Origin of the sequence: Bacillus sp. FSL R5-0560, assembly GCF_037966305.1 — a bacterium.
In the GTDB taxonomy this organism is placed as follows: Bacteria; Bacillota; Bacilli; order Bacillales; family Bacillaceae; genus Bacillus; species Bacillus mojavensis.
The window spans coordinates 270,243-292,099 of record NZ_CP150195.1 but is presented as its reverse complement, the minus strand read 5'-3'; the positions used below and the strand labels follow the sequence as shown (position 1 = coordinate 292,099).

Here is a 21,857-nt window from a genome sequence, read left to right as displayed (position 1 = left end):
TTTCATTTAAAAATCCCGCTGATGAAATCTGCTTCATCATCCGTCAGTTCAACATCTAAGGTTTTCAGGTTATCCTTCAGCTGTTCCGGGCGCTTAGCACCTGGAATGATGGCGTCTACAGCCGGTCTCGTTAACAGCCACGCCAAGGCGACATGGGCCGTCTCTGCTTTCTTTTCTTCAGCTACCGCTTTGAGCTTGTCTACTTTTTTCAGGTTTTGAATAAAGGTTTCTCCCTGGAATTGCGGGTTGTTCTTTCGATTGTCGTCAAAGGCATCATCTTTTGTAAACTTTCCGGTCAGCAGCCCGGATGCGAGCGGGAAATACGGAATAAAAGAAATCCCGTGTTTTTCACAGTATGGGAGCAGCTCCTTCTCAGCATCACGCTGAATTAAAGAGTATTCTGACTGAAAGACCTCCAAGTAGCCGTCCGCATTAAATTCCTGCAATTGCTGATAATTGAGATTCGAGGCTCCAATCGCTTTGATTTTCCCTTCATCCTTCAGTTCCTTCAGCGTGCCCGCGACTTCTGCAAGAGGTGTCTTGCCATCCGGAAAATGAACATAATATAGATCGATGTAATCTGTCTTCAGCCGATTCAGGCTCTTTTCCACCTCGCCGCGAAGAAAGTCCCGGCTGTTGTCTAATTCAATGCGGCCGTTTCCTTCTTTATGGGCTCCTTTAGAGGCGATCATGAGCTGATCCCGGACACCGCGTTCCTGAACGACCTCACCGATTAATTCTTCGGATCGCCCTAATCCATATATAAAGGCGGTATCGATAAAGTTCACGCCGCCGTCCAAAGCCGTGCGAACCAAGTCCTTGCCAGTTTCATCATTCAGATTCGGAAACAGATTATGCCCGCCGACCGCATTTGCGCCGAATCCGATCCGTTTCACCTGTAAATTCGTTTTCCCAAGTGCACGTGTTTGATCCATTGTCCCTTCTCCTTCCGAAATGATTTGATGAAAAATAGCGCAGGTTCCACTTTTTGTATTAGATATCCTTTTTCTATTTTCCTTCTTTTTTCAGCATACACAAAAAGGAGAAAGTGTATTTCTCCTTTTGCAAGTTTATTTTGGCAGAACCCATTTGTCTTTTAAGAAGCAGGCTCTGGCCAGTAAAAAGAAAATGGCGATGAGCACGACGATGGTTCCGCACGTATATAGAATGGCAGCCGGATTTATCATCCCGAATAATAGCTGTTTAAATAAGGCGTGCAGATTTAGGAACGGGATGAAAAAGTAAGATAGATCGATTTGATTCGGCGCCTTATTGAAGATGAAAAACATCGGGAATATAGGCAGAAAGACGACAAGAGACATATAGCTCTGCGCTTCTTTTACCGTGCCGGAAATGATGCTGATCAAAAGCTCCATTGCGGCGATCAGCATGGCAGAAAGCATGATGATCAAGGCTGAGGCTCCGATAATGCCCCATAAGTGATCTCCCAGCTGAAAGGCTGTTCTTAACTTTTCCGTAAATAAGACGGTGCACAGAATCAGAAAGATCAGTGATAATACGCCAGAGGCTATTCCGAAGGTAGAAACCGCAAGCCACTTGCCGATTAACACTTTGTTTCTGCTGACCGGTGTCAGCAGCAGCGCTTCTATGGATTTCCGGTCCTTTTCTCCAGCAATAATGTCAAGAGCGATTGGCATGGCACCGGAAACGATTGATGTTAGAAGCAGCATCGGAAGAATGGCAGAAAGCATGATCGCAGAAACGCCTTGCTCTTCATCTGCTTCTTTTTGTTGAACTGAGAACGGCTGGATCACCGAATGGTCAATATGTTTACTCGTTAAACGTTTTTGAACAATTTCATTTTTGTACTGCTCTAAGGCAGATTGCACAAGCTGCATAGCATTTGATGACCCTTGATCGACCGAGCTGCCGTAAACGTCAACCTTAAAAGTTGTCATACTGGTGATATAAGAATCAAACTCTTTCGGGATGTTCAGATACACATCCGCTTTCCCGTCATCGACCGCCTGTTCAGGTTTTGCGAATGTCTTTACACTGATTTCCTCAATCGCATTCAGCTTGTTTTCCAGCTCTGAAGGCAGGGAGTGGCCGACAGCGATCGTGTACTGCTCCCCTTTGTCCGAAAGCATGCTTTCGTAGAAAAACACAAGGCCCAGCATCGTAATTATCGGAACTAAGATCGTCAGTAAAATTGTTTTTCTGTCCCGTAAAGCGTCGGTCATCTCTTTTTTATAAATCTGTCCTACCATTTATGAAATCCCCCTGACCAGCTTAGACATAAAGATGTAGTTCAAATCGTCACTGCGTTCACTCTCGTATAGTGTTTCAAGTGCTCCTCTGTAAATGACCTCTCCGCTGTGCATCATAATGACACTGTCACAGAGCGCCTGAACCTCCTCCATAATGTGGCTGGAGAACAGGATGGTTTTGTGTTCTCTTTTCAGCTGCTGAATAAATTCACGGAAGATGTTGCTTGACGTAATATCTAGTCCTGTCGTCGGCTCGTCAAATAAAATGATATCCGGATCGTGAATCAGCGCCCTGGCAATGGCGACCTTCTGCCTCATTCCTTTTGAAAACCCGCCCACTCTTCGGTCCATATAATCACGCATGCCGAACCGTTTTGATAAATCCTCAATTCTCGCTTTGATTTCATGGCGGTTCAGCCCGTACAGCCGGCCAAAGTACTGTAAATTTTCTTTTGCCGTCATCCGGTCATAGAGTCCTGTTTCTCCTCCGAATAAGACACCGATTCGTTTCTTGACCTCGGCCGGCTGCTTGGCCGTGTCAAAGCCGTCCACTGTGATCGTACCCTGTGTCGGTTCAAGCAGGGTCGCGACCATTCTCAGCAACGTTGTTTTGCCGGCTCCGTTTTCTCCGAGAATGCCGACGACTTCTCCTTTTTGAATTGTTAAGCTTACATCACGCACAGCTTTGACTACTTTTTTCTTATCTGTAAACCTGCGGCTGCAATCCGTCAGTGTAATCATGTCACAATCTCCCTTTTTGTTATTTCTAGTAATGACTATATACGAAAAGTTTGATTTGTTGGATAAAGTTGTCGCGAAGAGTTCTTTTTATGTCGCGAAATGGGATAAAATAAAGATGATTCTATCTAACTAGGGGAATGATAATGGTAAAAGTCGGACTAGTCGATGATTATCGAGTAGATTTAGAGAAGCTGGAAGCAATCGTGTCCAGAATGCAGGATGTCGAAATTGTCTTTGCCACCGATTCGGCTGAGGAAGCTTACAGCCGAGTGAAGAACGAGGACATCGATCTTCTGCTTGCCGATATTGAGATGCCTCACATGTCAGGCTACGAGCTGGCGGATTTAATCAGATCTCATTCGCTGGATGTGGATGTGATTTTCGTCACCGGCAACAGCGGCTATGCGGTTCACGCTTTTGATCTGAACGTCCACGACTATATTATGAAGCCGTACCACGCCGATCGTCTCAGCTCCTCCTTCGAACGTTATTTCAAAAAGAAAACGGAAACGAGCTTGAACGGGCGGATTTTGATTAAACAAAAATCTAAAATGCATGTGCTGCAAAAGAAGGATATTATTTTCGCCGAACGCACAGGACGGTCAACGACGATTGTGACAACATCTGAAGAAGTGCAAACGTATCAAACATTGAACGATATTAAAGGCGATCTGCCGGAGAAGGATTTTCTTCGTTCGCACCGCTCCTTTATTATCAACATTCATTACATTAAACACTTTTCCGCTTATACGAAGCATTCGTTTACGGTTTCGTTTGAGGGAACATCTAAAAAAGCGATGATCACCAAGCAGCAGCTTGATTATTTTCAAAACTATTATTTTTGAGGAGCGCAGGTTGTGATGACTCTGTTTCAATGTCTTTATTTGTTTTTATTCAGTTTCATATTTTATCAGTCGGCGTCCATTCTTTCACACAGCACATCCGTTTCTTGGCTCGCCGCTGCTTTAGGCGCGGCGGCAGCGGTTTTATACATATGGAAAACGAAGCCTATGCAGGATCGCTGTCCCCTTCAGCTCTATTTATGTATCGCCGTGATTCACATTCTGTCGGCGGTGTTTTTGCTGATCGTCGCTTCTGGATGGGCGGTGCTGCTTGTAATGATGATATTCGCGGCAGGTGAATGGCTCCGCATCGGGCTATGCCGCTCGCTGACAAAGCTTTATGAACAAATCGATTGGCTGACTCAGGCTGAACAGCACGCCAATCGAATGCTGATGGATGTCAGGAGCCGGAATCACGATACAATGAAGCATATCACAGCGCTCAGCTCGGCGCAGTCAGAGCCGGACACACAAACATACATAAACCATTGGGAAGACCAGTACAGTCAATATGACCGTTTTTTAAAAGGAGAGAATGCGTACCTTGCAGGGGTGCTGTATGACTTTCTGGAAAAAGCAAAAGCTTCGAATGTGAACGTTTCACTGCATTTGCATACGCCGCTTTCTTCCCTCCCTTTCTCTCCCGCTGATCAGGTCAGCCTGGCCGGCAACCTATTAGAAAATGCGCTCGACAGCGCCGCAGAGGCCCCTGAGAAAGCGGAGATCAAGCTGGAGACATCACTGCGAAGCGGGCTTTATGTGCTGATTTGTGAAAATACAACACCCGGCATGGAACCGAAAGTGCTCGATACACTGTTTCAGTCATTCGGCCATACGACGAAGAGCGGCACTCATGAAGGAATGGGCACTTATGTGATCCAAAAGCTGGTGAATCAAGCTTTTGGCAAGCTTGATTTTACATATCGCCATCCTGTCTTCCGATTAGAAATCAAAATTCCGTTCCAAAAATAAAAAACCTTGAAAAGCTTGGCTTTTCAAGGTTTTTTGTTCGTCATTACGATGTTAATGATTGTGCAAAGCGATCCGCTTCATCCTGGAGCGTGCTTTCAATTTCTTTGTAGCGGCTTGAAATCGTTGATGCGCTTACGCCGTATTTTTTCGCCAGTTTAGCTTGGGAAACGGTAGCGCCGTCAAGAGAGATTGCATTCACATAATATTCAACTGCCGCCGCAAAAGCTTCCGGCTTTCTGATGACAGGTGACTTTTTCTCGCAAAACGATTTCCAAATGTCAATGACTGCCGGAATCAGTTCATCCGGATATTCATCTCCGCTCATGCCTTTTTCGATCGCCGCCGCTGTTTCTTTCTCCATGTCGTTTGCCCACTCAACGTTGCTTTCTTGAACAGGCTCCGCTTGCTGCGGCTGTTCATCTTTTTCCGCTAACAGCGCGAAAAGTACGTTGTTGAACTCCTGCTTCATGAAGTCCTCCGGCGTTTTGCCGTTTTTCACTGCAGCATCCGCATATGTCTTCACCTTGCTGATCAGCTCTTCCGTTCTCTTCACTGGGAAGATTGTGAACTGCATGAAGAATTCCGCTTTTTCGGCTTCGTGGATCGGATAGCCGAGAATCAAGCTTCCTACTGGCGGGAGGTCTTGATTCGTGACGTCCATTTCCACGTCGAATTGCTTTTTCGTAATGACATCTTCAAAATGAATGACTGCTTCTTTCATATCCTTCAGCAGCAATAAAGCAGGCGTCATGCTCTTCCAGGATTCAACGATCTCACGTGTTTTCGGGCGGGTGATCGAATCGCCTTTTTTCTGAAGGTACTCTTCAAAGATCGTTTTGTCACCAGCGAGCGGGTGGAAGAAGATTCCCCAGATTCCCAAATTAAATACACTGATGTCCTTTGTCTGCCTGTCCATAGTAGAAAGAAAATCATGCTGGTTGATGAAACCCGAAATGCTTTCTCTATGTACTGTGAAGGCATACTCCACTAAGTCTTCCTGAATTTGTTTTGCTTCTTTTGCCGCTAATTCTGTCGGGAAGTCGACAACTTTATTTCCGCAGCATTTTTTATATTTCTTACCGCTGCCGCATGGGCAAGGGGCATTTCTTTTCACTTTTCCCACAATAAACCCTCCGAATTCTGTTGTAACTTTTCTATTTTAACAAAAATAACTTCTGAGGGCTTGGTTTCGGGCTAAAAAAGAATTTGGTAATGTGACAGCCTGGTTCATGATGTAAATTTACCTATGACTTTTTCATCAACTTTTGTGATTTAAGACTTATAACCTATTCCCGCTTTAGGCCCTTCTTTTTTACAATCATTAGGTGTTTATCTAAAATTTTTAAGGAAGTGTTTATGTTGGAACTAGCTGGTTTTATGCTGCGCGCCTGCGCTCTTGTGCTTGACGTGGTCATTGCGGCCGCAGTGATTTTAGCATCCGGATTTATGTTTGGCGACGGGTCCGCTGGCGTCATCGCTGTCGCCATTTTGATGCTGCTTGTGTATCCTTTGCTGATGCCGCTGACAAATTGGAAGGGTACGCTGGGCAAAAAAATCATCGGGCTGCAAATTGTAAGAGACGAAACACACGAGAAAATCTCCCTCCCTCAGGCTATTGTCCGTTACATGATAGCGTGGGTGCATGTGTTTTCCCGCCTGATCTATTTAACAGCCGCATTTACGAAGAAAAAACAAGCCGTTCATGATATGGCTGCGAAAACAATTGTGCTGAAAGCAGAATAACCTTGAAGAATAGGATTCTTCAAGGTTATGTTTCTCATTAGTTCGTATTTTGTCCGCCGCCGTTAAGCCCTTCTTTAATCAGGCTGTTGACTTGGCTGCTGTACAGAAGGCCGATATGTCCGACACCGTGGATACGAACATTTTTTGCCCCTTCTAAGTTAGACAGATAGTTCATAACAATCATGTCCGCCGAGCTGTAAATGGACGTATATAAAATCTTTTGATTTGGGTCCGTTCCCGGAAGCGCCTTGTTTGAAACGAGACGGTTCGCGCCGCCAAGCGTTACGACGTTTTCAATTTTATTACCGCCATCCAGATTTTTTATGTAGTAAAGCGTGTTAGCGCCGCCCATGCTGTGAGCGACAATATCCACTTTTTTCGCACCGGTTTCATCTAATACCTTTTTCACAAAACGCGATAATACTGGACCGTTGTTTAAGTTATTGCCTGTCTTGTCCCAAAAATCTACAGCATACAGCTTGTCCCGTGACCAGCCCTGTGATACCAAATAAGTTTTAATACCGGCAAAGTTAAAAGAAGCTCCGCCAATTCCATGAACCATTACCACTGGATTATGTTCAGCGGCTTTCGCTGACGGCTGCATCGCAAACATGGATGTAACTGACAGCACAACAATTGTTACAAGTGCAATGATCTTACCTCTTAAAAGTTTCATAATTTCCTCCTTTTTTTGTAACAAATTCTTAAATTATAATACTTTGCCAAATTAATTAAGTAAAGGGTAAATTTGACTTATTTTTAAAGAAATTTTAAGGTTGAGAGAACATTTCAGCTATTTTGATCCCGAAAACGCACAAAAAGAAGGCTTTTCCGCCTTCTTTTCTTTAATATTCATTAAAATAGTCTTGGATTTTCCTAGGATCATCTGTTTTGGTGAGCGCGAGCATTAACAATATCCGGGCTTTTTGCGGATTTAAGGAGTTTGATGCCAAAAGGTCGTTTTTCACATAGTCGCCGTTCGATGTGACGACACCATTTCCCGTACGGGTTGAGCGAACCACTGTGACGCCTTTTTTAACCGCTCTGACTGCCCCCTTTTCGGCTGCGTCAGATAAAGATCCGTTGCCTGATCCCGCGAAGACTATACCTTTTGCGCCAGCCTTTACAGCCGCATCAAACAGATAGCTTCCGTCATTTTGGTAGCCGTACAGAATGTCTACTTGCGGCAGTTTATCAAGGCTGGAAATGGAGAACTCCGAATCCTTTGTATGCTTGCGTGTGATTTCATTATGAAAATAAATGTCATCGGCAATCGTTCCGATGTATCCCATTTCTTCTGATTTAAAGGTATCTGTTGCGGTTGTGTTGGTTTTTGTAACATACCGTGCTGAAGCAATGCGGTCATTGAGAACGACGAGCGTCCCTTTCCCTTTTGCCTCTTGTGCGCCGGCCACTTTAACTGCGTTGTACAAGTTGGACGAGCCATCAGCACTGATGGCTGTGGACGGCCTCATCGAACCGACAACAACAATCGGTTTATCACTTTTTACAGTGAGATTCAGAAAATAAGCCGTTTCTTCTAATGTATCTGTTCCGTGGGTCACAACAATACCGTCGACATCTTTTGAAGAAAGCAGTTTGCTGACTCTTTTTCCGAGCTTCAGCAATGTTTTGTTATCAATGTTTGTGCTTCCGACATTAACCACTTGCTCGCCGCTGACATTCGCAATGTCCTTCATCTCTGGCACCGCTTCGATCAGAGACTCAACGCCAACGACACCTGCTTTATATTCAGTTGTAGAGGTTTTTGATTTATTGGCTCCGGCAATCGTCCCTCCTGTCGCCAGTATTTTAATAGTTGGAAGGTCATTCTTTTTGGAAGCAGAAGCTGAAGAAACTTTTTGTGTCTGCGTTTTTTCTTTTGGAGATTCTTTTGCTTCAGGAGATTGTGAGCATCCGGTAAAAACAAGCAATAGTGCGGTAAAAAGGATCAGTAAGAGGAATCGTTGTGTTTTCATGTTTTTCTCTCCTTTGGAAGGTAACGTCTCTACGCCTTTTAATAATTGAATATTTCATTTATTCAGTCAAAATGTGCGTCAGGTTATCTCTCAGCTTTTTTATATGCTTATTTTATTTTCTTATTCGAGTTTCTTTATCTTGACATTCGATGGGTGAATCATGATAATAGACCAGTCACTATATTTTATGATAGCAATTCAGTAAGGTGGGAATGTTATGAGCTATGGAGATGCTCGTGAGAAAATCCTTTCTGCAGCTACCCGGCTTTTTCAGCTGCAGGGGTATTACGGAACGGGACTGAACCAGATTATTAAAGAAAGCGGTGCACCTAAAGGCTCTCTTTACTACCACTTTCCCGGCGGTAAAGAACAGCTGGCAATTGAAGCCGTGAATGAAATGAAGGAATACATCCGCCAAAAAATCACAGACTGCCTGGACGTGAGCCCTGATCCCGCGGAAGGCATTCAAGCCTTTTTGAAGGAGCTCTCCTGTCAATTCTCATGCACAGAGGACATTGAAGGCCTGCCCGTCGGCTTGCTTGCAGCAGAGACATCATTAAAAAGCGAGTCTTTGCGAAAAGCCTGTGATGAAGCCTACAAAGCGTGGTCCCTTGTGTTTGAGGAAAAATTGCAGCTATCAGGTTACAGCGAGAGCCATGCCAAGGAAGCAGGCATCGTCATTAACGCCATGATTGAAGGCGGCATTCTTTTATCATTAACAGCAAAAGACAGCACACCGCTTCTTCATATCTCCAGCCGCATTCCAGCACTGTTGAAGAAATAAATAAAGAGACATACTACTACAAGCTGAATGAATACATTCAGATGAATGAGAGGAGAAATACATTTGGAAACAGCAGCTAAAGCATCTCAGCAATATAAAGTGATGCCCATTATGATATCTTTGCTGACGGCCGGTTTTATCGGCATGTTCAGTGAAACAGCGTTGAATATTGCGTTAACTGACCTTATGAAGGAGTTACACATTACAGCGGCAACCGTTCAATGGTTAACAACAGGCTATTTGCTTGTCCTCGGTATTCTTGTTCCTGTTTCAGGTCTGCTATTGCAGTGGTTTACAACAAGACAGCTTTTTACTGTGTCACTGATCTTTTCAATCATAGGCACCCTGATTGCGGCGCTTGCGCCTAGCTTTTCATTTTTATTAGCGGCGAGAATCGTTCAGGCACTTGGAACGGGACTCCTTTTACCGCTCATGTTTAATACGATTTTGGTGATTTTTCCGCCTCATAAACGGGGAGCGGCTATGGGGACAATCGGACTTGTCATTATGTTTGCGCCGGCAATCGGCCCTACATTTTCCGGATTGGTTCTTGAGCACCTTAACTGGCACTGGATTTTCTGGATCTCTCTTCCGTTCCTTGTGCTTGCGCTCATTTTCGGTATCCTGTACATGCAAAATGTGTCTGACATCACAAAACCGAAAATTGATGTCCTGTCTATTATTCTGTCGACGATCGGTTTCGGCGGCATTGTGTTTGGATTCAGCAACGCGGGTGAAGGTTCTGGCGGATGGTCCAGCCCGACTGTGATCGTTTCACTTATTGTCGGTGTTATCGCCCTTATTCTATTTTCAATCCGTCAGCTTACGATGAAGCAGCCGATGATGAACCTGCGTGCGTTCAGATACCCGATGTTTATTTTGGGTGTCATTATGGTCTTTATTTGCATGATGGTCATCCTGTCATCCATGCTGCTTCTGCCGATGTACTTACAAGGCGGCTTAGTCCTAACAGCATTTGCCTCAGGACTTATTCTCTTGCCGGGCGGTATTTTAAACGGATTTATGTCACCTGTCACAGGCCGTCTGTTTGATAAATACGGACCTAAGTGGCTTGTTATTCCGGGATTTTTGATTGTCACTATTGTTCTGTGGCTCTTCTCAAATCTCACGACAGCTTCCACAGCAGTGCTGATTATCGTGCTGCATACCTGCTTGATGATCGGGATCTCCATGATTATGATGCCTGCTCAGACAAACGGTTTAAACCAGCTTCCGCGTGAGTTTTATCCGGACGGCACTGCCATTATGAACACACTTCAGCAAATGGCGGGCGCGATCGGGACAGCGGTTGCGGTCAGCATCATGGCTGCCGGTCAGCATGACTACATGAGCAGCGTAAAAAATCCAGCCGATCCAGCAGTCATTCCGCAGGCGTTGACAGCAGGCGTTCAGCATGCGTTTGTCTTTGCGATGATTGTTGCGATTATCGGTTTAATTGCCGCTTTCTTTTTGAAGCGAGTAAAGGTTGATCAATAAGAAAACCCCCTGATCTTAAGGTCAGGGGGTTTTTTATGCCTATATCAGACAACACACTCAAGCAAGACGCGAGCGGCGCTGAAGAAGGTGAACATCTATTTTTAGATGATCGCTTTTAACGTGCGGATAACATCGCCGCCAATTCATCAATCGCATAACGCAGTTCGCCCTTCGTATTGTAAAAGTGAGGAGCGAGACGGATGACATTGTCCCGCGGAGCGCAAATCACGTTTTTCTTCTTTAGTAACGCCGCCGTTTCCGATGCCCGTTCATCCCGAATGGAAATCATGCCCGGCTGTGGTCCCGATGGCGCCCCCGCAAGCTTCATCCCTTTTTCAGCAGCATATTGACACGCATCGGCAATCACCGCTTTTATATGATCACGGATACGAGATATTCCGATTTGATTCAACAGCGATAAAGCCGCAGCCGCTGCATACACGCTAATAAAAGCAGGGGTTCCTGTTTGAAAACGCCTCGCGCCTTCTGCATAAGACGACACCCCAAACCCGTTTTCCCGCCCGAACCAAGCAGATGCTTTTGGCTTCAGCTCATTCGCCAGCTCTTTTCTCACATAAAGAAATGCCATGCCCGGTATGCCGAGCATATACTTTCTGGTGCCTGCCGCCAGCAGATCAATGCCCCATTCCTTCACATCAATGGGAATATGCCCTGCAGATTGATAAGCATCCACAAATAACATCGATCCCTTTCTCTTGGTGATGGCAGCGATGGCTTTTATATCCTGAATGCAGCCGTCACGGTAATGAACGTGCGGAACACAGGTCAGCACCGTCTCTTCCGTGATAGATGTTTCATATTGTTCGAGCGGCAGCTCACCGTCTATTGAAGGGATCACAGATACATTATAATCAGATTGCGCCTGCCAAATATGAGACACCGCCGGAAAATCCATCTCCGTGTATACAACATGTTTCTTTTTAACAGCAGACAAGGATGATGCCACGGAAATCAGCGCATCAGAAACTGACGGCACAATCGCAATCTCATCCGGCTCAGCACCTATCAGCCTCGCAAACTCGTTTCTGGCGCGCTCTGTCTTGTCAATCGCTTCATTCCAGTTCGTCCCCCTATGCAGCAAGCTGTCATGATAATCTTGTATCGCCTTTGACACCGGCTCTGCCAACGCGCTCTGTGAGCAGCTGGCAAGCATGATGCGGCTCTGCACAGTTGGGAACAGATGTCGGTACTGCTGCGGCAAATGTTCCATTCTGATTCACTCCTTTTTATTATTTTGATGAAAAATCCAGAAATAAACAATAGAATAATAGAAAAGGAGATGGTAACCATGAGAAAAAAAGTGCTTTTCACAGGTTTTGATCCTTTTGATCAGGAAACTGTCAATCCATCGTGGGAAGCGGTGAAACAGCTGAATGGCTTTGAAACGGATCAGGTGATCATCGCTTCGGAACAAATTCCAACTGTGTTCAGAACCGCTCTCGACACTTTGCGGCAATCGATTCATAAGCATCAGCCGGACATCGTGATCTGCGTCGGGCAAGCCGGAGGCCGGATGCAGGTAACACCGGAACGGGTCGCGATCAATCTTGCAGACGCGCGTATTCCGGATAATGAAGGAAGCCAGCCGATTGATGAGGAGATTGTTCCCGGCGGGCCTGCCGCTTACTGGACAGGACTTCCGATTAAACGCATCACATCTCAAATGAAGGAAAACGGCATTCCGGCAACTGTTTCCTATACGGCCGGCACATTTGTATGCAACTATCTGTTCTACGGGTTAATGGATCACATTCACCGTATGTCTCCGCACATTCACGGCGGGTTTATCCACATTCCGTACATTCCGGAGCAAACAATCGACAAAACAGCGCCGAGCCTCAGCCTGGACATGATCGTCAAAGCATTGAGGATCGCCGCTGTTACGGCCGCACAATATGATCAGGATACGAAGTCACCCGGCGGCGCGCTGCACTAAGCGGCGGCCGCTTCACTGGTCAGTCTCTTTTTGTATACAAACGCTGATAGTGTGACGCTCACTTCAAACAGGACAAGCAGCGGAATCATGACGAGAAAATCAGAGATAAAGTCTGGCGGGGTAATCAATATGGACACCACGATCAGCAGAAAATAGGACAGCTTTCTCGCTTTGGCCAGCCGGTATGGATTTAAGATGCCTAACCTCGTCAAAAACATCACCACGAGCGGCATTTCAAACAGAAAACCAAACGGCAGGCTCAAATTCACCATAAACCTGAAATAGCGGTCAGCGGTAAACATTGTCTCAAAATGTCCGGCAGACAAATGGGTCAAAAAGCCGAGAACGATCGGAAACAACACAAAATATCCGAACGAGATGCCGGCCAGAAACAGGGCGAATAATCCCGGTATGTACATCAGTGTCACTTTTCGCTCCGTATTTGTCAGCGCCGGCGCTACAAAACGCCAAAGCTGATAGGCGGCAACGGGGATGGAGGCGGCAATCGCACAAATGCCGGCAAGCATCATATATACCCAGAGAATTTCACTCGGTCCGAGAACAGCTAATTTTCCGTCAAAATCTCTGATCAGCCAATCATAAATATCCTCCACAAACAAAAAAGCCGTAATTAAAAACAGAAGAAAAGCCGCAAGTGTGAAAATAATCCGACGGCGAAGCTCTTCTAAATGTCCGATCAGATGAGTTTCTTTTTTATCCATATAAAAAAGCCCTCCCTTTCATGAGAAAAAGAGGCAGACCATGCGTCTGCCTCATCAGCACTCAGCCTGCGTTTTTGTCCTGCTTAACCGCTGACAGCTCAGCTGATTTTTCTTCTTTTTCATCACCAGACACAAGTGATTTTGTGGCGCTTTTGAATTCCAGCAAAGTCCGACCGGCGGCTCGCCCGATTTCAGGAAGCTTTGAAGGGCCAAAAATAATGAGGGCGATGACAAAGATCAGAATCAAGCCGGGTATTCCAATATTTGAAAACATCATGTATCACTCCTTAATGCGTAATTTTTGCCCGCTTTTTGATCATTTGTTTTTCATGGGCTTTGTTGTGCTCAAAGAAACGATCCTCTTCGACTTCATTGGATTGTTTCACTCCGCCTTGAACCATTGTCGAGGATACCTTTCTCAATCCGGTTTGGTCTTTTTGATAGACGAATGAAGCCCGTGTGGAAATGGCTGCTCCCGGCTCTGTCACAAATGGCATTACCCGATAATCAGCTTTCCACTGGTGAGGCGTCACTGTACAGCGGACATATCCGCGGTAATCGTTAAAGAACTTGATATGTGGATTTTCCTTTAAAATTTGATCGGTATCCGCCCGCTTATCCGCTCCGTTTCCTCCGGATGTGATGGAGGTGCCGACAAATTCAGCCCCGAAAATTTTCGAGCTTGTTTTATTAAAATCGACATGCAGATTCGATGCCCAGCTTGCGTGTACATCTCCTGTCAGCACGACAACATTATTTAAATTTTTGCTTTTAATGAAATTGACGACCCGTTCGCGCTGAGCCGGATAACCGTCCCATGAATCCATGCTGTAGATCGGGCTTGAGCTTGTCCCGAAATTCCACTTTGCAAAGAAGATTTGCTGTGCCAGCACATTCCAATATGCAGTCGAGCTGTTTAAATTGTTGAAAAGCCACTGCTCCTGTTCTTTTCCTAACAGGGTCCGATTCGGATTGAGCGATTCATCAGATGGCGGCTTATTGCCATCGTTATTGGCTTGGTCATCTCTGTATTGGCGTGTATCCAGCACATTAAATGATGCCAGATTTCCGTACGTAAAGTGGCGGTACAGCTGCATATCCGGACCATTTGGCAGAGAGGAGATGCGGAGCGGCATATGCTCATAATAAGCCTGATACGCCGCCGCACGGCGCAGTACAAACGCATCAACCGACTGCCCTTTTTCCGGGATTTTATTGGCATAGTTATTTTCAACTTCATGGTCGTCCCACGTGACAACCCACGGAAACGCCGCATGCGCCGCTTTTAAATTAGCGTCTGAACGGTATTGGGCATGGCGGTTTCGATAGTCCTGCAGCGTAATGATTTCTGCGCTGTTGTGTGTACGGACATTGCCTGTTTTCGATACATATTCATTTGGCCCGTACTCATATATGTAATCACCAAGATGGAAGACAAGGTCCAGCTTTTCCTTCGCCATATGTTTGTAGGCTGTATAATAGCCATGCTCATATTGCTGGCAAGAAGCGAAGGCAAAGGTCATTTTCGGCACATTGGCACCAGGGGCGGGCAGTGTTTTTGTTTTTCCGACAGGACTTAGCTCATGTCCGGTTTTGAATCGGTAATAGTACACTTTGTTCGGCTCAAGCCCGTCCGCTTCCACGTGAACAGAATGAGCGAGGCTCGGTTTGGCCATTTCAGTGCCCTTTCTTACGATCTTGCGGAAGTGCTCATCCTTTGCCACTTCCCATTTGACAGGCACAGCCTGGTTCGGCATCCCCCCGCCGTTCAGCGGATCTGGCGCCAAACGCGTCCAGAGCACAACGCTGTCAGAAAGCGGATCTCCTGAAGCAACGCCGAGCGTAAACGGATAACTAGAGAACTTAGGTGCAGCATTTACTTCAAATGCTCCGACTGACTGAGCAATGGTTAACCCAAGAGAAAGCCCCGCAATTTTTCCAGCCCCCTGAATAAATTTGCGGCGGTCAAACGTATTGTTCTGAAAGCTTTCGTCTTTCAATTTCTTTACCCATTCGTCAAAACGACTGTCATATGCCATTCCAGATCCCCTCTCTTCTCATTGATCGCTTTCATTATAGGAAACTATTGTTAATTAGCTGTGAAGAAGTGTGAACGGTTTGTAAGCACTGAACATGGGAAACAGGACTTCCTTCACAGCCCTTTCGCCGAAACATGCCGTTAGCTGGCAAAACGGCGTATTTTCTGCAAATCCTGTCGTTTGCAAGCCGCCCTTTTTACCTATTTTTCTTCACATGATCTTAAAAAAACAAAAACACCGAGCGATTTTGCATAATCACTCAGTGTTCGGGAAGGCTGTCTGTTATTTAGAAAACAATCTGCTGAAAAAGCCCTTTCTTTCCGGTTTTACAGCAGCAGGTTCTTGTTCTATTAAAATTCCTTTTTCCTTCACTTCTTTCAGCCAAAATGGTAATTCAGTAAGCAATGCATCATAAAGCTCATCATCAGAGATGCGTTCAATGTCTTCGATATGCAGGAAGTTTGCGTTATCAACAACACGTCCTTCTAGCGTATCCAGTTTATTAAGAAAATCGAAGTTGCCGTTACCGATGCCGACAAACTGCCAAAACACCGGTTTATCAGAGGCCGCTTCAATAATGGGTTTGATCGTTTTTTTACAGCCGCCATCATTAATAAAAACGATAAAAGCGGGATATGAACTCGGTTCTTCCACAACATATTTATGTAACACATCCTTCATGACCGGCGGCTCATCATTTCTCCCGAATTTATGCAAGAGCTCATTATTTAAAATTTCGCGATCAACATAGCCTGAAAAATCGATTTCAGAGACTGGCTTTAACCGTGAGAATTCATTATCATAAACCCATACATCCAGCAGGCCGTTATCATCAAATTGATCAGCCACTGCCAAAATCCGCTCCACCACTTTTTGAACCGTCCCGTTTTTGTACAGCGTTCTCATTGAACCGGTAATATCCAGCACCAGTCCGACACGAGCCGTCACCTTGGTTAACTGCTTTTTCTCCAGTACGATTTTTATGCTCTTCTTTTGCAGGTCAATTGTCGCCATTTTGTCATCTCCTGTAGTTCTTTTCTACGATTATCTCACAGAAATATTTTCCAATAAAGAAAAAACACCGTTCAAATGCGAACGGCGTCCTGCCCTAAAAAGTGTTATATACGTTTTCACATGTTTCGGCCGTCGGCTGATAAAAACAATGTGACTTGTATCTGGCTACAAACGGCTGGTTATACCAGGTTGACGGGCAGTTTCCTCCCGGCTTGAAATACCATAGGCTGAATTTTGCCGGCCAGAACCTCTCCCCGTTTATCGTCCGGCGCGCCAAGGCCCGCTCGCTTTCCCGAGGTCTTTGATAAAAGTATCCATGGGTCACCGCTTCAAACGCATGCGGCTGAAAAATCATCTGCCTGATGGTGCGGAGGCCTTTAAAATCAGAGCAATTGGCCCTCAGCCGATTAATCCCAACATTGCCGACAAGCAGCATCCCCTGCTTACCTTCACCTTCCGCTTCCGCTCTGAGCAGCCGTGCCATCAAGTTGACATCAGCACTTGTTGCTCTCACAACCGCCATCACGTCACCTCCCCTTTTCTCCTTTCATCATATTGCAATACCCAAAGAGTGATGACGGAGGGACAGGAGAAGTTTTAAAATTTATTCTCGGAATTGCTACAGAGGCCAAATATCAGTGCGATAAAAAACGGGCGGGTGAGCTTAGGGAACTTCCGATAAAAGCCTTGCTTCCACGGACCGGCCAGTCCCCTATTTGCAACCGCCGCCAATATGCTTTATGAAAAACACAAAATAATGTTTAACTTTCCGTATTTGAGGAATCATACATAACAAATCAGACAATAGAAGGAGGAACCTTATCATGACACATGTGAAAGCGCTCGCGATTAAAGGTATTATGACAATTATTGTCTTGTATTTAGTGCTGGGTCTTGGCTTTGGTTTCACGTTTGGTGATACGCTGCTGATGACAGTTGTGTTAGGGGTCATTTCTTATTTGCTTGGAGACCTTTATGTCTTGCCCCGGTGGAACAATATGATCGCCACTTTGGCTGATTTCGGTTTGGCATTTCTCGTGATTTGGCTGATGGGCATGCCGCTTTCTATGGGAATGACTGGCGGAGAAATTGCGCTGGCGGCTCTATTTGGAGCAATCGCCATGGCCATCGGGGAATATTGCTTCCATTTCTATATGATGAGCAAAGAAATTGGCAAAAAGCATTATCTTGAAACAAGAACAGATTCATAATCAAAAGGCCGGTGCTGACAGCATCGGCCTTTTATAAAACGTCTTCCCGGTCTATGTTTCGGACAGACCAAATCGCTATCAAGATGCCGATCGCACCTAAAGAAAGCGGAATATAGATAATCGTTGCCAACGAAAACTCGGGGCTTTGCTGACTGAGCAGAATCGTCAATATAACCGAAGAAATGATGGCAGCCGGAACAGAGCGTTTCCTCATCCCAAACCATAAAGGAATGAAACTCAAGCACGCAGCCGAAGCAGCATATATCGCCATACTGCCGATCTCTTGTCCGATAGTCTGGACTGATAACATCGCAGGTGTAAGTTGATAATATTGATTGATTTGCGCAAAGATGAATGCAAGCACAATTTCAGACACCATAATGGTGATAAACGTCAGTCCGCCTGTAATCAGCAGCTTGGCAGCAATCAGTTTTTTCCGGCTGATGGGATATGTAAACATGACGGTTATAGTTTTATTTTTGTACTCGCTGATAATCAATTTGGCAATCAGCACACTGGCAAAAACAACAAATACAGACCTTACAAACGTTCCAAGCAGAAATAACGTGGATACCGCATCAGTCATCATCTCTGGCTGCGGGAGTTTTTTTTCTTCTGAAGCAATCAAACACATAAATCCGAGGATGCATAGATTTGCAATAACGGCGCCTCTGTAATACCAGCCTAATTTTATTTTTTTCAATTCAAGTTTCATTACATTCAACATATTGTCTCAACTCCGTATTCAGGCATCTTGTTTGTCTGCTTTCCTGACTGCCATGTATGAAAAAAACAAACCGACAGCCGCAAGAGATAATGGAATATATACAATGGAAGAAAGGGACAGGCCCGGGCTTGTTGAACTCATCAGTATGACAATCACGACAGATGAAATGATGGTTGCCGGGACAGAGTGCTTACGCATCCCAAAAAAGATGGGAACTAAACTGGTTCCCGCGGCGCCAAAAGCGAAAACCGCCATTTTTACCGAATGCTGAGACATGACATCGGCGCTCAATTCTCCCGGAATGACATGGTAGATCGAGTTCAGCATATAGTAAGCGGTTGCTACGAACGCATTTGAGACCAAAATGGTGATAAACGTCAGCCCGCCTGAGATGCTAAGCTTGGCAGCGAGCAGTTTTTTCCGGCTGACCGGGTACGTGAACATCACTTGAATCGTTTTGTTTTTATATTCCGAAATGACTAATTTGGCGATCAGCACGGCGCCAAAAACGATAAACACCGCTCTGACAAAAGTGCCAATGACGACAAATGCTTCATCCATGCTTTGGAACGACTCGGTGCCCTCCGCTTTTTCTGTGTAACTGACCAACCACATAAAGCCAAGGATAATCAGGTTGGCAATGATGACTCCTCTTACATACCATCCCATCTTCATCTTCCTTAATTCGATTCTGATCAATTTGAGCAACGATCCCGTCTCCTTTACGCACTGATGTGATTGCCATTGATCAGGCTGATGAAGTAGTCCTCCAGTGACGTATACTTTTTATTCATTGATTCGATGTCTACATCATTTAAAATCAGCGCTTTTGATATGGCACCCTGTGTTAATTGAGCGTCATAAATTCGGATGGTTTTGTCATTTAAGATTTTAAAGTTGGCAATGTGAAGTTCTTTCTCAAGCACAAAGCAGGCTTTTGTCTGATTCGTCGTAACGAGTTCAATGTATTCTGTGTTTTGTCCTCTGACATCTTCCATCGACACCTCTTCCAGCAGCCTGCCGTCACGAATGACGCCGATTGTATCCGCAATTTGTTCGATTTCACTCAGCATATGGCTGGAGATCAGCAGTGTCATTCCATACTCCTTGCTTAATACTTGAAATAAGTTTCTGATCTTTTTAATTCCGACAGGATCAAGGCCGTTTACCGGCTCATCCAATATAAGCAGTTCAGGTTTGGTGAGGATGGCCCGCGCTATGCCGAGCCGCTGTTTCATTCCAAGCGAAAATGTTTTGACGGGTTTCTTGTCGATCTGTTTTAAATTCACCATATCGAGCACTTCTTGAATGGCTTTTTTATTGTGATATCCCATATATGCACAATGCAGCTCTAAATTTTCGATAGCCGTCAGATTTTCATAGAAAATCGGATATTCAATCATGCTGCCGATCTTGCCGAGCACCTCATATGACGTATGGGTAAAATGGTTTCCGAGGATATTGATTTCACCGCTTGTCGGTTTAACAAGACTTGTCAGCATTTTCATGATGGTTGTTTTCCCCGCTCCGTTCGGGCCAAGAAAGCCGTAAATTTCACCTTTTTTGATATGCATGCTGACATCTGATACGACTTCTTTGCCTTGAAACGTTTTGGTCAGTCCGGTTGTTTGCACAATGTAAGTCAACGTTGTTGCTCCTTTCCCCTTGTTCCTGTTTTCTATTGTAGCGGCGGGCCCTGTCTTTTTTATTTCTTCATTCTTAAGAAATTCTTACGATTGTTAATAGGTCATTCGTTTTAATGTAATCGTAAACGCAGTCCGTTTATACGGGTTGCTATGAAGAGAGATGGAGCCCCCCATTTTTTCCACAAGCCTTTTCGTGATCGTTAAACCGAGACCGCTCCCCTGGAATGCTTTGTTTCTTGATTCTTCAAGTGTGTACAGCCTTTCAAATACCCGCTGCTGATCTGTTTCACTGATCCCTTTTCCGCGGTCCCATACAGAGATGGCGATGCTTGTCTCATCATAAGAAAGTGATAATCCGATAACCTTGCCATCCGCGCCATATTGAATCGCGTTGGATAATACATTTTGCAGGATACGGTCCAGCGCCTCTTCATTTGCATGCGCGTATACCGGCGTATCCGGTATATCAATCTCCGTGTTAAAACCTTTTGCCTGAACGACATCATAGTAATGCAGGATATTTCGTTTGCAGACTTCGTTGATATGTATTTTTGTGATCGGGATTTGTTTATCTTCAGATTCCAATTTGGCTAAATCAAAAAAAGAGTGGATCATTTGGATGAGTTCATTTGTTTTTTGGTGGAGCTTCTCAAGCAGCCTTTCCCGCTCTTTGTCCGGCATATCCCGGTCACTTTGGATGGCTTCGATATAACCGAGAATGACCGTCAGAGGTGTTTTGAGATCGTGCGACATATTGGTCAGCATCCGTCTCATGGAATGCTCTGTTTTTGCAAACCGGGCGTTGATATGCTGATGACCCTCGGCAAGCAGATTGATGTTGACGAGCAGGTCCCTGAGCGCACGGTCATCTGTATGCAGTAAAACCTGATCGGCCGATTCATTGTCAAGCATGGCGCCAAGCTTTTCTGCCGTATACGTCAAATTCCTGTCCCGGTTCTTTTTCATCATATATTGAATGACATTTAGACACGCCAAAGCGATGACAGCGGAAATCGTTAATACTGTCATTCTAAAACTCTCCCCATTTATAGCCGATGCCCCATAATGTTTTGATATATTGAGGAGACGATGGATCATCTTCAATCTTTTCTCTCAGCCGTCTCATATGTACATTAATGATATTTTGGTCGCCAAAGTACTCCTCATTCCATACGGAACGATAGATTTGTTCTTTCGTAAATACCTTCTTAGGATTTGATGCAAATAGTGTCAGCAGCTGCCATTCGGTTGACGTCAGCTGAAGCGGTTCGCCGTTTTTCAGAACGGACACATTGTCTATATCGATCGTCAGCTGGTGAACACGAATCACCTGATGTTCAGCCGGTTCACTCGATGAATATTGCGTCGCCCTCCGTATCGCTGCTTTGACTCTGGCTGTCAGTTCAATCATCGAAAACGGTTTTGCAATGTAATCATCTGCCCCGAATCCCAGGCCCAGTGCTTTATCAACATCTCCGTCTTTTGCTGAAATCATTAAAACAGGGATTTTGCTTTTTTCCCGGATGATTTTCAGAAAATCCATGCCGTTCAGCTTCGGGAGCATGATATCAAGCAGAATCAAATCGTATGAATCCTGCTGAAACAGCCGGATGCCTTCTTCACCGTCGAAGGCATGTACCATCTCAAAGCCTTCTTTTGTTAAATAATGATCCACCATTTCACTGATTGAATGGTCGTCCTCCACAAGCAATATGCGCTGCATCCTCTCACCTAACCTTTTTCATAGTCAAA

General features: G+C 45.1%; 25 protein-coding genes and 1 pseudogene. 8 read left to right on the top strand and 18 right to left on the bottom strand.

Translation table 11 applies throughout. From position 1 onward, the window contains the following. Positions 1 to 2 precede the first annotated feature (2 nt). The 3 genes from NST56_RS01610 to natA form a co-directional block, all read right to left on the bottom strand. Complete coding sequence (locus NST56_RS01610; RefSeq protein ID WP_268448949.1) at positions 3 to 935, bottom strand: aldo/keto reductase; 933 nt, start codon at positions 933 to 935, stop codon at positions 3 to 5. A 135-nt stretch (positions 936 to 1,070) separates the two neighbouring features. Further along, a complete protein-coding gene (locus NST56_RS01605; protein ID WP_268448947.1) occupies positions 1,071 to 2,231 on the bottom strand; it encodes an ABC transporter permease in 1,161 nt (386 codons plus the stop codon). Continuing rightward, positions 2,232 to 2,972 (bottom strand): sodium ABC transporter ATP-binding protein NatA, encoded by a 741-nt coding sequence (gene natA / locus NST56_RS01600; RefSeq protein WP_010332911.1) that lies wholly within the window; start codon positions 2,970 to 2,972, stop codon positions 2,232 to 2,234. It lies immediately after the preceding gene. Positions 2,973 to 3,115: 143 nt separating this feature from the next. On the opposite strand from natA, the gene NST56_RS01595 reads away from it, so the two are divergent. After that, positions 3,116 to 3,817, top strand: coding sequence for a LytTR family DNA-binding domain-containing protein (locus tag NST56_RS01595; RefSeq protein ID WP_010332910.1), 702 nt, complete (start codon positions 3,116 to 3,118; stop codon positions 3,815 to 3,817). A gap of 12 nt (positions 3,818 to 3,829) precedes the next feature. After that, complete coding sequence (locus NST56_RS01590; RefSeq protein WP_268448944.1) at positions 3,830 to 4,786, top strand: GHKL domain-containing protein; 957 nt, start codon at positions 3,830 to 3,832, stop codon at positions 4,784 to 4,786. 43 nt (positions 4,787 to 4,829) lie between these two features. Here NST56_RS01590 and NST56_RS01585 read toward each other — a convergent pair whose 3' ends face one another. Further along, positions 4,830 to 5,909, bottom strand: a complete 1,080-nt coding sequence (locus NST56_RS01585) for a helix-turn-helix domain-containing protein (protein WP_268448940.1) — start codon at positions 5,907 to 5,909, stop codon at positions 4,830 to 4,832. 236 nt (positions 5,910 to 6,145) lie between these two features. Here NST56_RS01585 and NST56_RS01580 point away from each other — a divergent pair, with 236 nt between their 5' ends. After that, positions 6,146 to 6,529, top strand: a complete 384-nt coding sequence (locus tag NST56_RS01580) for an RDD family protein (protein ID WP_168746862.1) — start codon at positions 6,146 to 6,148, stop codon at positions 6,527 to 6,529. A gap of 37 nt (positions 6,530 to 6,566) precedes the next feature. Here the strand turns inward: NST56_RS01580 and NST56_RS01575 are convergent, their stop codons facing one another. Together NST56_RS01575 and NST56_RS01570 are read right to left on the bottom strand one after the other, a co-directional pair. Then, the gene (locus NST56_RS01575) at positions 6,567 to 7,205 is read right to left on the bottom strand and encodes a triacylglycerol lipase (RefSeq protein WP_268448936.1); all 639 of its coding nucleotides are present in this window, start codon (positions 7,203 to 7,205) and stop codon (positions 6,567 to 6,569) included. Positions 7,206 to 7,374: 169 nt separating this feature from the next. Next, positions 7,375 to 8,508 carry a type II asparaginase gene (locus NST56_RS01570; RefSeq protein WP_268448934.1) on the bottom strand — a complete coding sequence of 378 codons (1,134 nt, stop codon included), beginning with the start codon at positions 8,506 to 8,508 and terminating at the stop codon, positions 7,375 to 7,377. Positions 8,509 to 8,725: 217 nt separating this feature from the next. On the opposite strand from NST56_RS01570, the gene NST56_RS01565 reads away from it, so the two are divergent. Together NST56_RS01565 and lmr(B) are read left to right on the top strand one after the other, a co-directional pair. Then, complete coding sequence (locus NST56_RS01565) at positions 8,726 to 9,292, top strand: TetR/AcrR family transcriptional regulator (RefSeq protein ID WP_010332904.1); 567 nt, start codon at positions 8,726 to 8,728, stop codon at positions 9,290 to 9,292. A gap of 57 nt (positions 9,293 to 9,349) precedes the next feature. Next, entirely contained in the window at positions 9,350 to 10,789 is a 1,440-nt protein-coding gene (lmr(B), locus tag NST56_RS01560; RefSeq protein WP_081720880.1) for a lincomycin efflux MFS transporter Lmr(B), read from the top strand. A gap of 115 nt (positions 10,790 to 10,904) precedes the next feature. Here lmr(B) and NST56_RS01555 read toward each other — a convergent pair whose 3' ends face one another. Then, positions 10,905 to 12,020, bottom strand: coding sequence for an aminotransferase class V-fold PLP-dependent enzyme (locus NST56_RS01555; protein WP_268506224.1), 1,116 nt, complete (start codon positions 12,018 to 12,020; stop codon positions 10,905 to 10,907). A gap of 78 nt (positions 12,021 to 12,098) precedes the next feature. Between NST56_RS01555 and pcp the strand changes: the two genes are divergently transcribed. Further along, entirely contained in the window at positions 12,099 to 12,746 is a 648-nt protein-coding gene (gene pcp, locus NST56_RS01550) for a pyroglutamyl-peptidase I (protein WP_339179484.1), read from the top strand. Here the strand turns inward: pcp and tatC are convergent. The 6 genes from tatC to NST56_RS01520 form a co-directional block, all read right to left on the bottom strand. Next, positions 12,743 to 13,468, bottom strand: coding sequence for a twin-arginine translocase subunit TatC (gene tatC / locus NST56_RS01545; protein WP_010332900.1), 726 nt, complete (start codon positions 13,466 to 13,468; stop codon positions 12,743 to 12,745). The two genes, pcp and tatC, sit on opposite strands and share 4 nt — an antisense overlap. Before the next feature lie 61 nt (positions 13,469 to 13,529). Beyond that, positions 13,530 to 13,742 (bottom strand): sec-independent protein translocase protein TatAD, encoded by a 213-nt coding sequence (gene tatAD, locus NST56_RS01540; protein WP_010332899.1) that lies wholly within the window; start codon positions 13,740 to 13,742, stop codon positions 13,530 to 13,532. A 13-nt stretch (positions 13,743 to 13,755) separates the two neighbouring features. Further along, positions 13,756 to 15,507 carry an alkaline phosphatase PhoD gene (phoD, locus tag NST56_RS01535; RefSeq protein ID WP_010332898.1) on the bottom strand — a complete coding sequence of 584 codons (1,752 nt, stop codon included), beginning with the start codon at positions 15,505 to 15,507 and terminating at the stop codon, positions 13,756 to 13,758. A gap of 54 nt (positions 15,508 to 15,561) precedes the next feature. Beyond that, entirely contained in the window at positions 15,562 to 15,711 is a 150-nt protein-coding gene (locus NST56_RS01530) for a hypothetical protein (protein ID WP_339182025.1), read from the bottom strand. Between the two features lie 78 nt (positions 15,712 to 15,789). Further along, positions 15,790 to 16,521, bottom strand: coding sequence for a VWA domain-containing protein (locus tag NST56_RS01525; RefSeq protein WP_339179480.1), 732 nt, complete (start codon positions 16,519 to 16,521; stop codon positions 15,790 to 15,792). Positions 16,522 to 16,615: 94 nt separating this feature from the next. Then, positions 16,616 to 17,044: a cell wall hydrolase gene (locus NST56_RS01520; protein WP_010332896.1), complete on the bottom strand. Its 429-nt coding sequence runs from the start codon at positions 17,042 to 17,044 to the stop codon at positions 16,616 to 16,618. A gap of 301 nt (positions 17,045 to 17,345) precedes the next feature. Here NST56_RS01520 and NST56_RS01515 point away from each other — a divergent pair, with 301 nt between their 5' ends. Then, positions 17,346 to 17,732, top strand: a complete 387-nt coding sequence (locus NST56_RS01515; RefSeq protein ID WP_010332895.1) for a YndM family protein — start codon at positions 17,346 to 17,348, stop codon at positions 17,730 to 17,732. Next, positions 17,704 to 17,766: pseudogene (locus NST56_RS01510) on the top strand (hypothetical protein); the annotation flags it as partial. The gene NST56_RS01515 and the pseudogene NST56_RS01510, both read left to right, overlap by 29 nt. Here the strand turns inward: NST56_RS01510 and NST56_RS01505 are convergent. The 5 genes from NST56_RS01505 to NST56_RS01485 all read right to left on the bottom strand — a co-directional run bounded on the left by NST56_RS01505 (position 17,764) and on the right by NST56_RS01485 (position 21,816). Beyond that, positions 17,764 to 18,459: an ABC transporter permease gene (locus tag NST56_RS01505; RefSeq protein ID WP_339179477.1), complete on the bottom strand. Its 696-nt coding sequence runs from the start codon at positions 18,457 to 18,459 to the stop codon at positions 17,764 to 17,766. The pseudogene NST56_RS01510 and the gene NST56_RS01505 sit on opposite strands and share 3 nt — an antisense overlap. 18 nt (positions 18,460 to 18,477) lie before the next feature. Beyond that, a complete protein-coding gene (locus NST56_RS01500; RefSeq protein WP_339179475.1) occupies positions 18,478 to 19,167 on the bottom strand; it encodes an ABC transporter permease in 690 nt (229 codons plus the stop codon). A 14-nt stretch (positions 19,168 to 19,181) separates the two neighbouring features. Continuing rightward, the gene (locus NST56_RS01495) at positions 19,182 to 20,105 is read right to left on the bottom strand and encodes an ABC transporter ATP-binding protein (protein ID WP_010332892.1); all 924 of its coding nucleotides are present in this window, start codon (positions 20,103 to 20,105) and stop codon (positions 19,182 to 19,184) included. A gap of 93 nt (positions 20,106 to 20,198) precedes the next feature. Beyond that, a complete protein-coding gene (locus NST56_RS01490) occupies positions 20,199 to 21,134 on the bottom strand; it encodes an ATP-binding protein (RefSeq protein WP_339179472.1) in 936 nt (311 codons plus the stop codon). Between the two features lies 1 nt (position 21,135). Continuing rightward, positions 21,136 to 21,816 (bottom strand): response regulator transcription factor, encoded by a 681-nt coding sequence (locus NST56_RS01485; RefSeq protein ID WP_339182023.1) that lies wholly within the window; start codon positions 21,814 to 21,816, stop codon positions 21,136 to 21,138. Between the last annotated feature and the right edge of the window lie 41 nt (positions 21,817 to 21,857).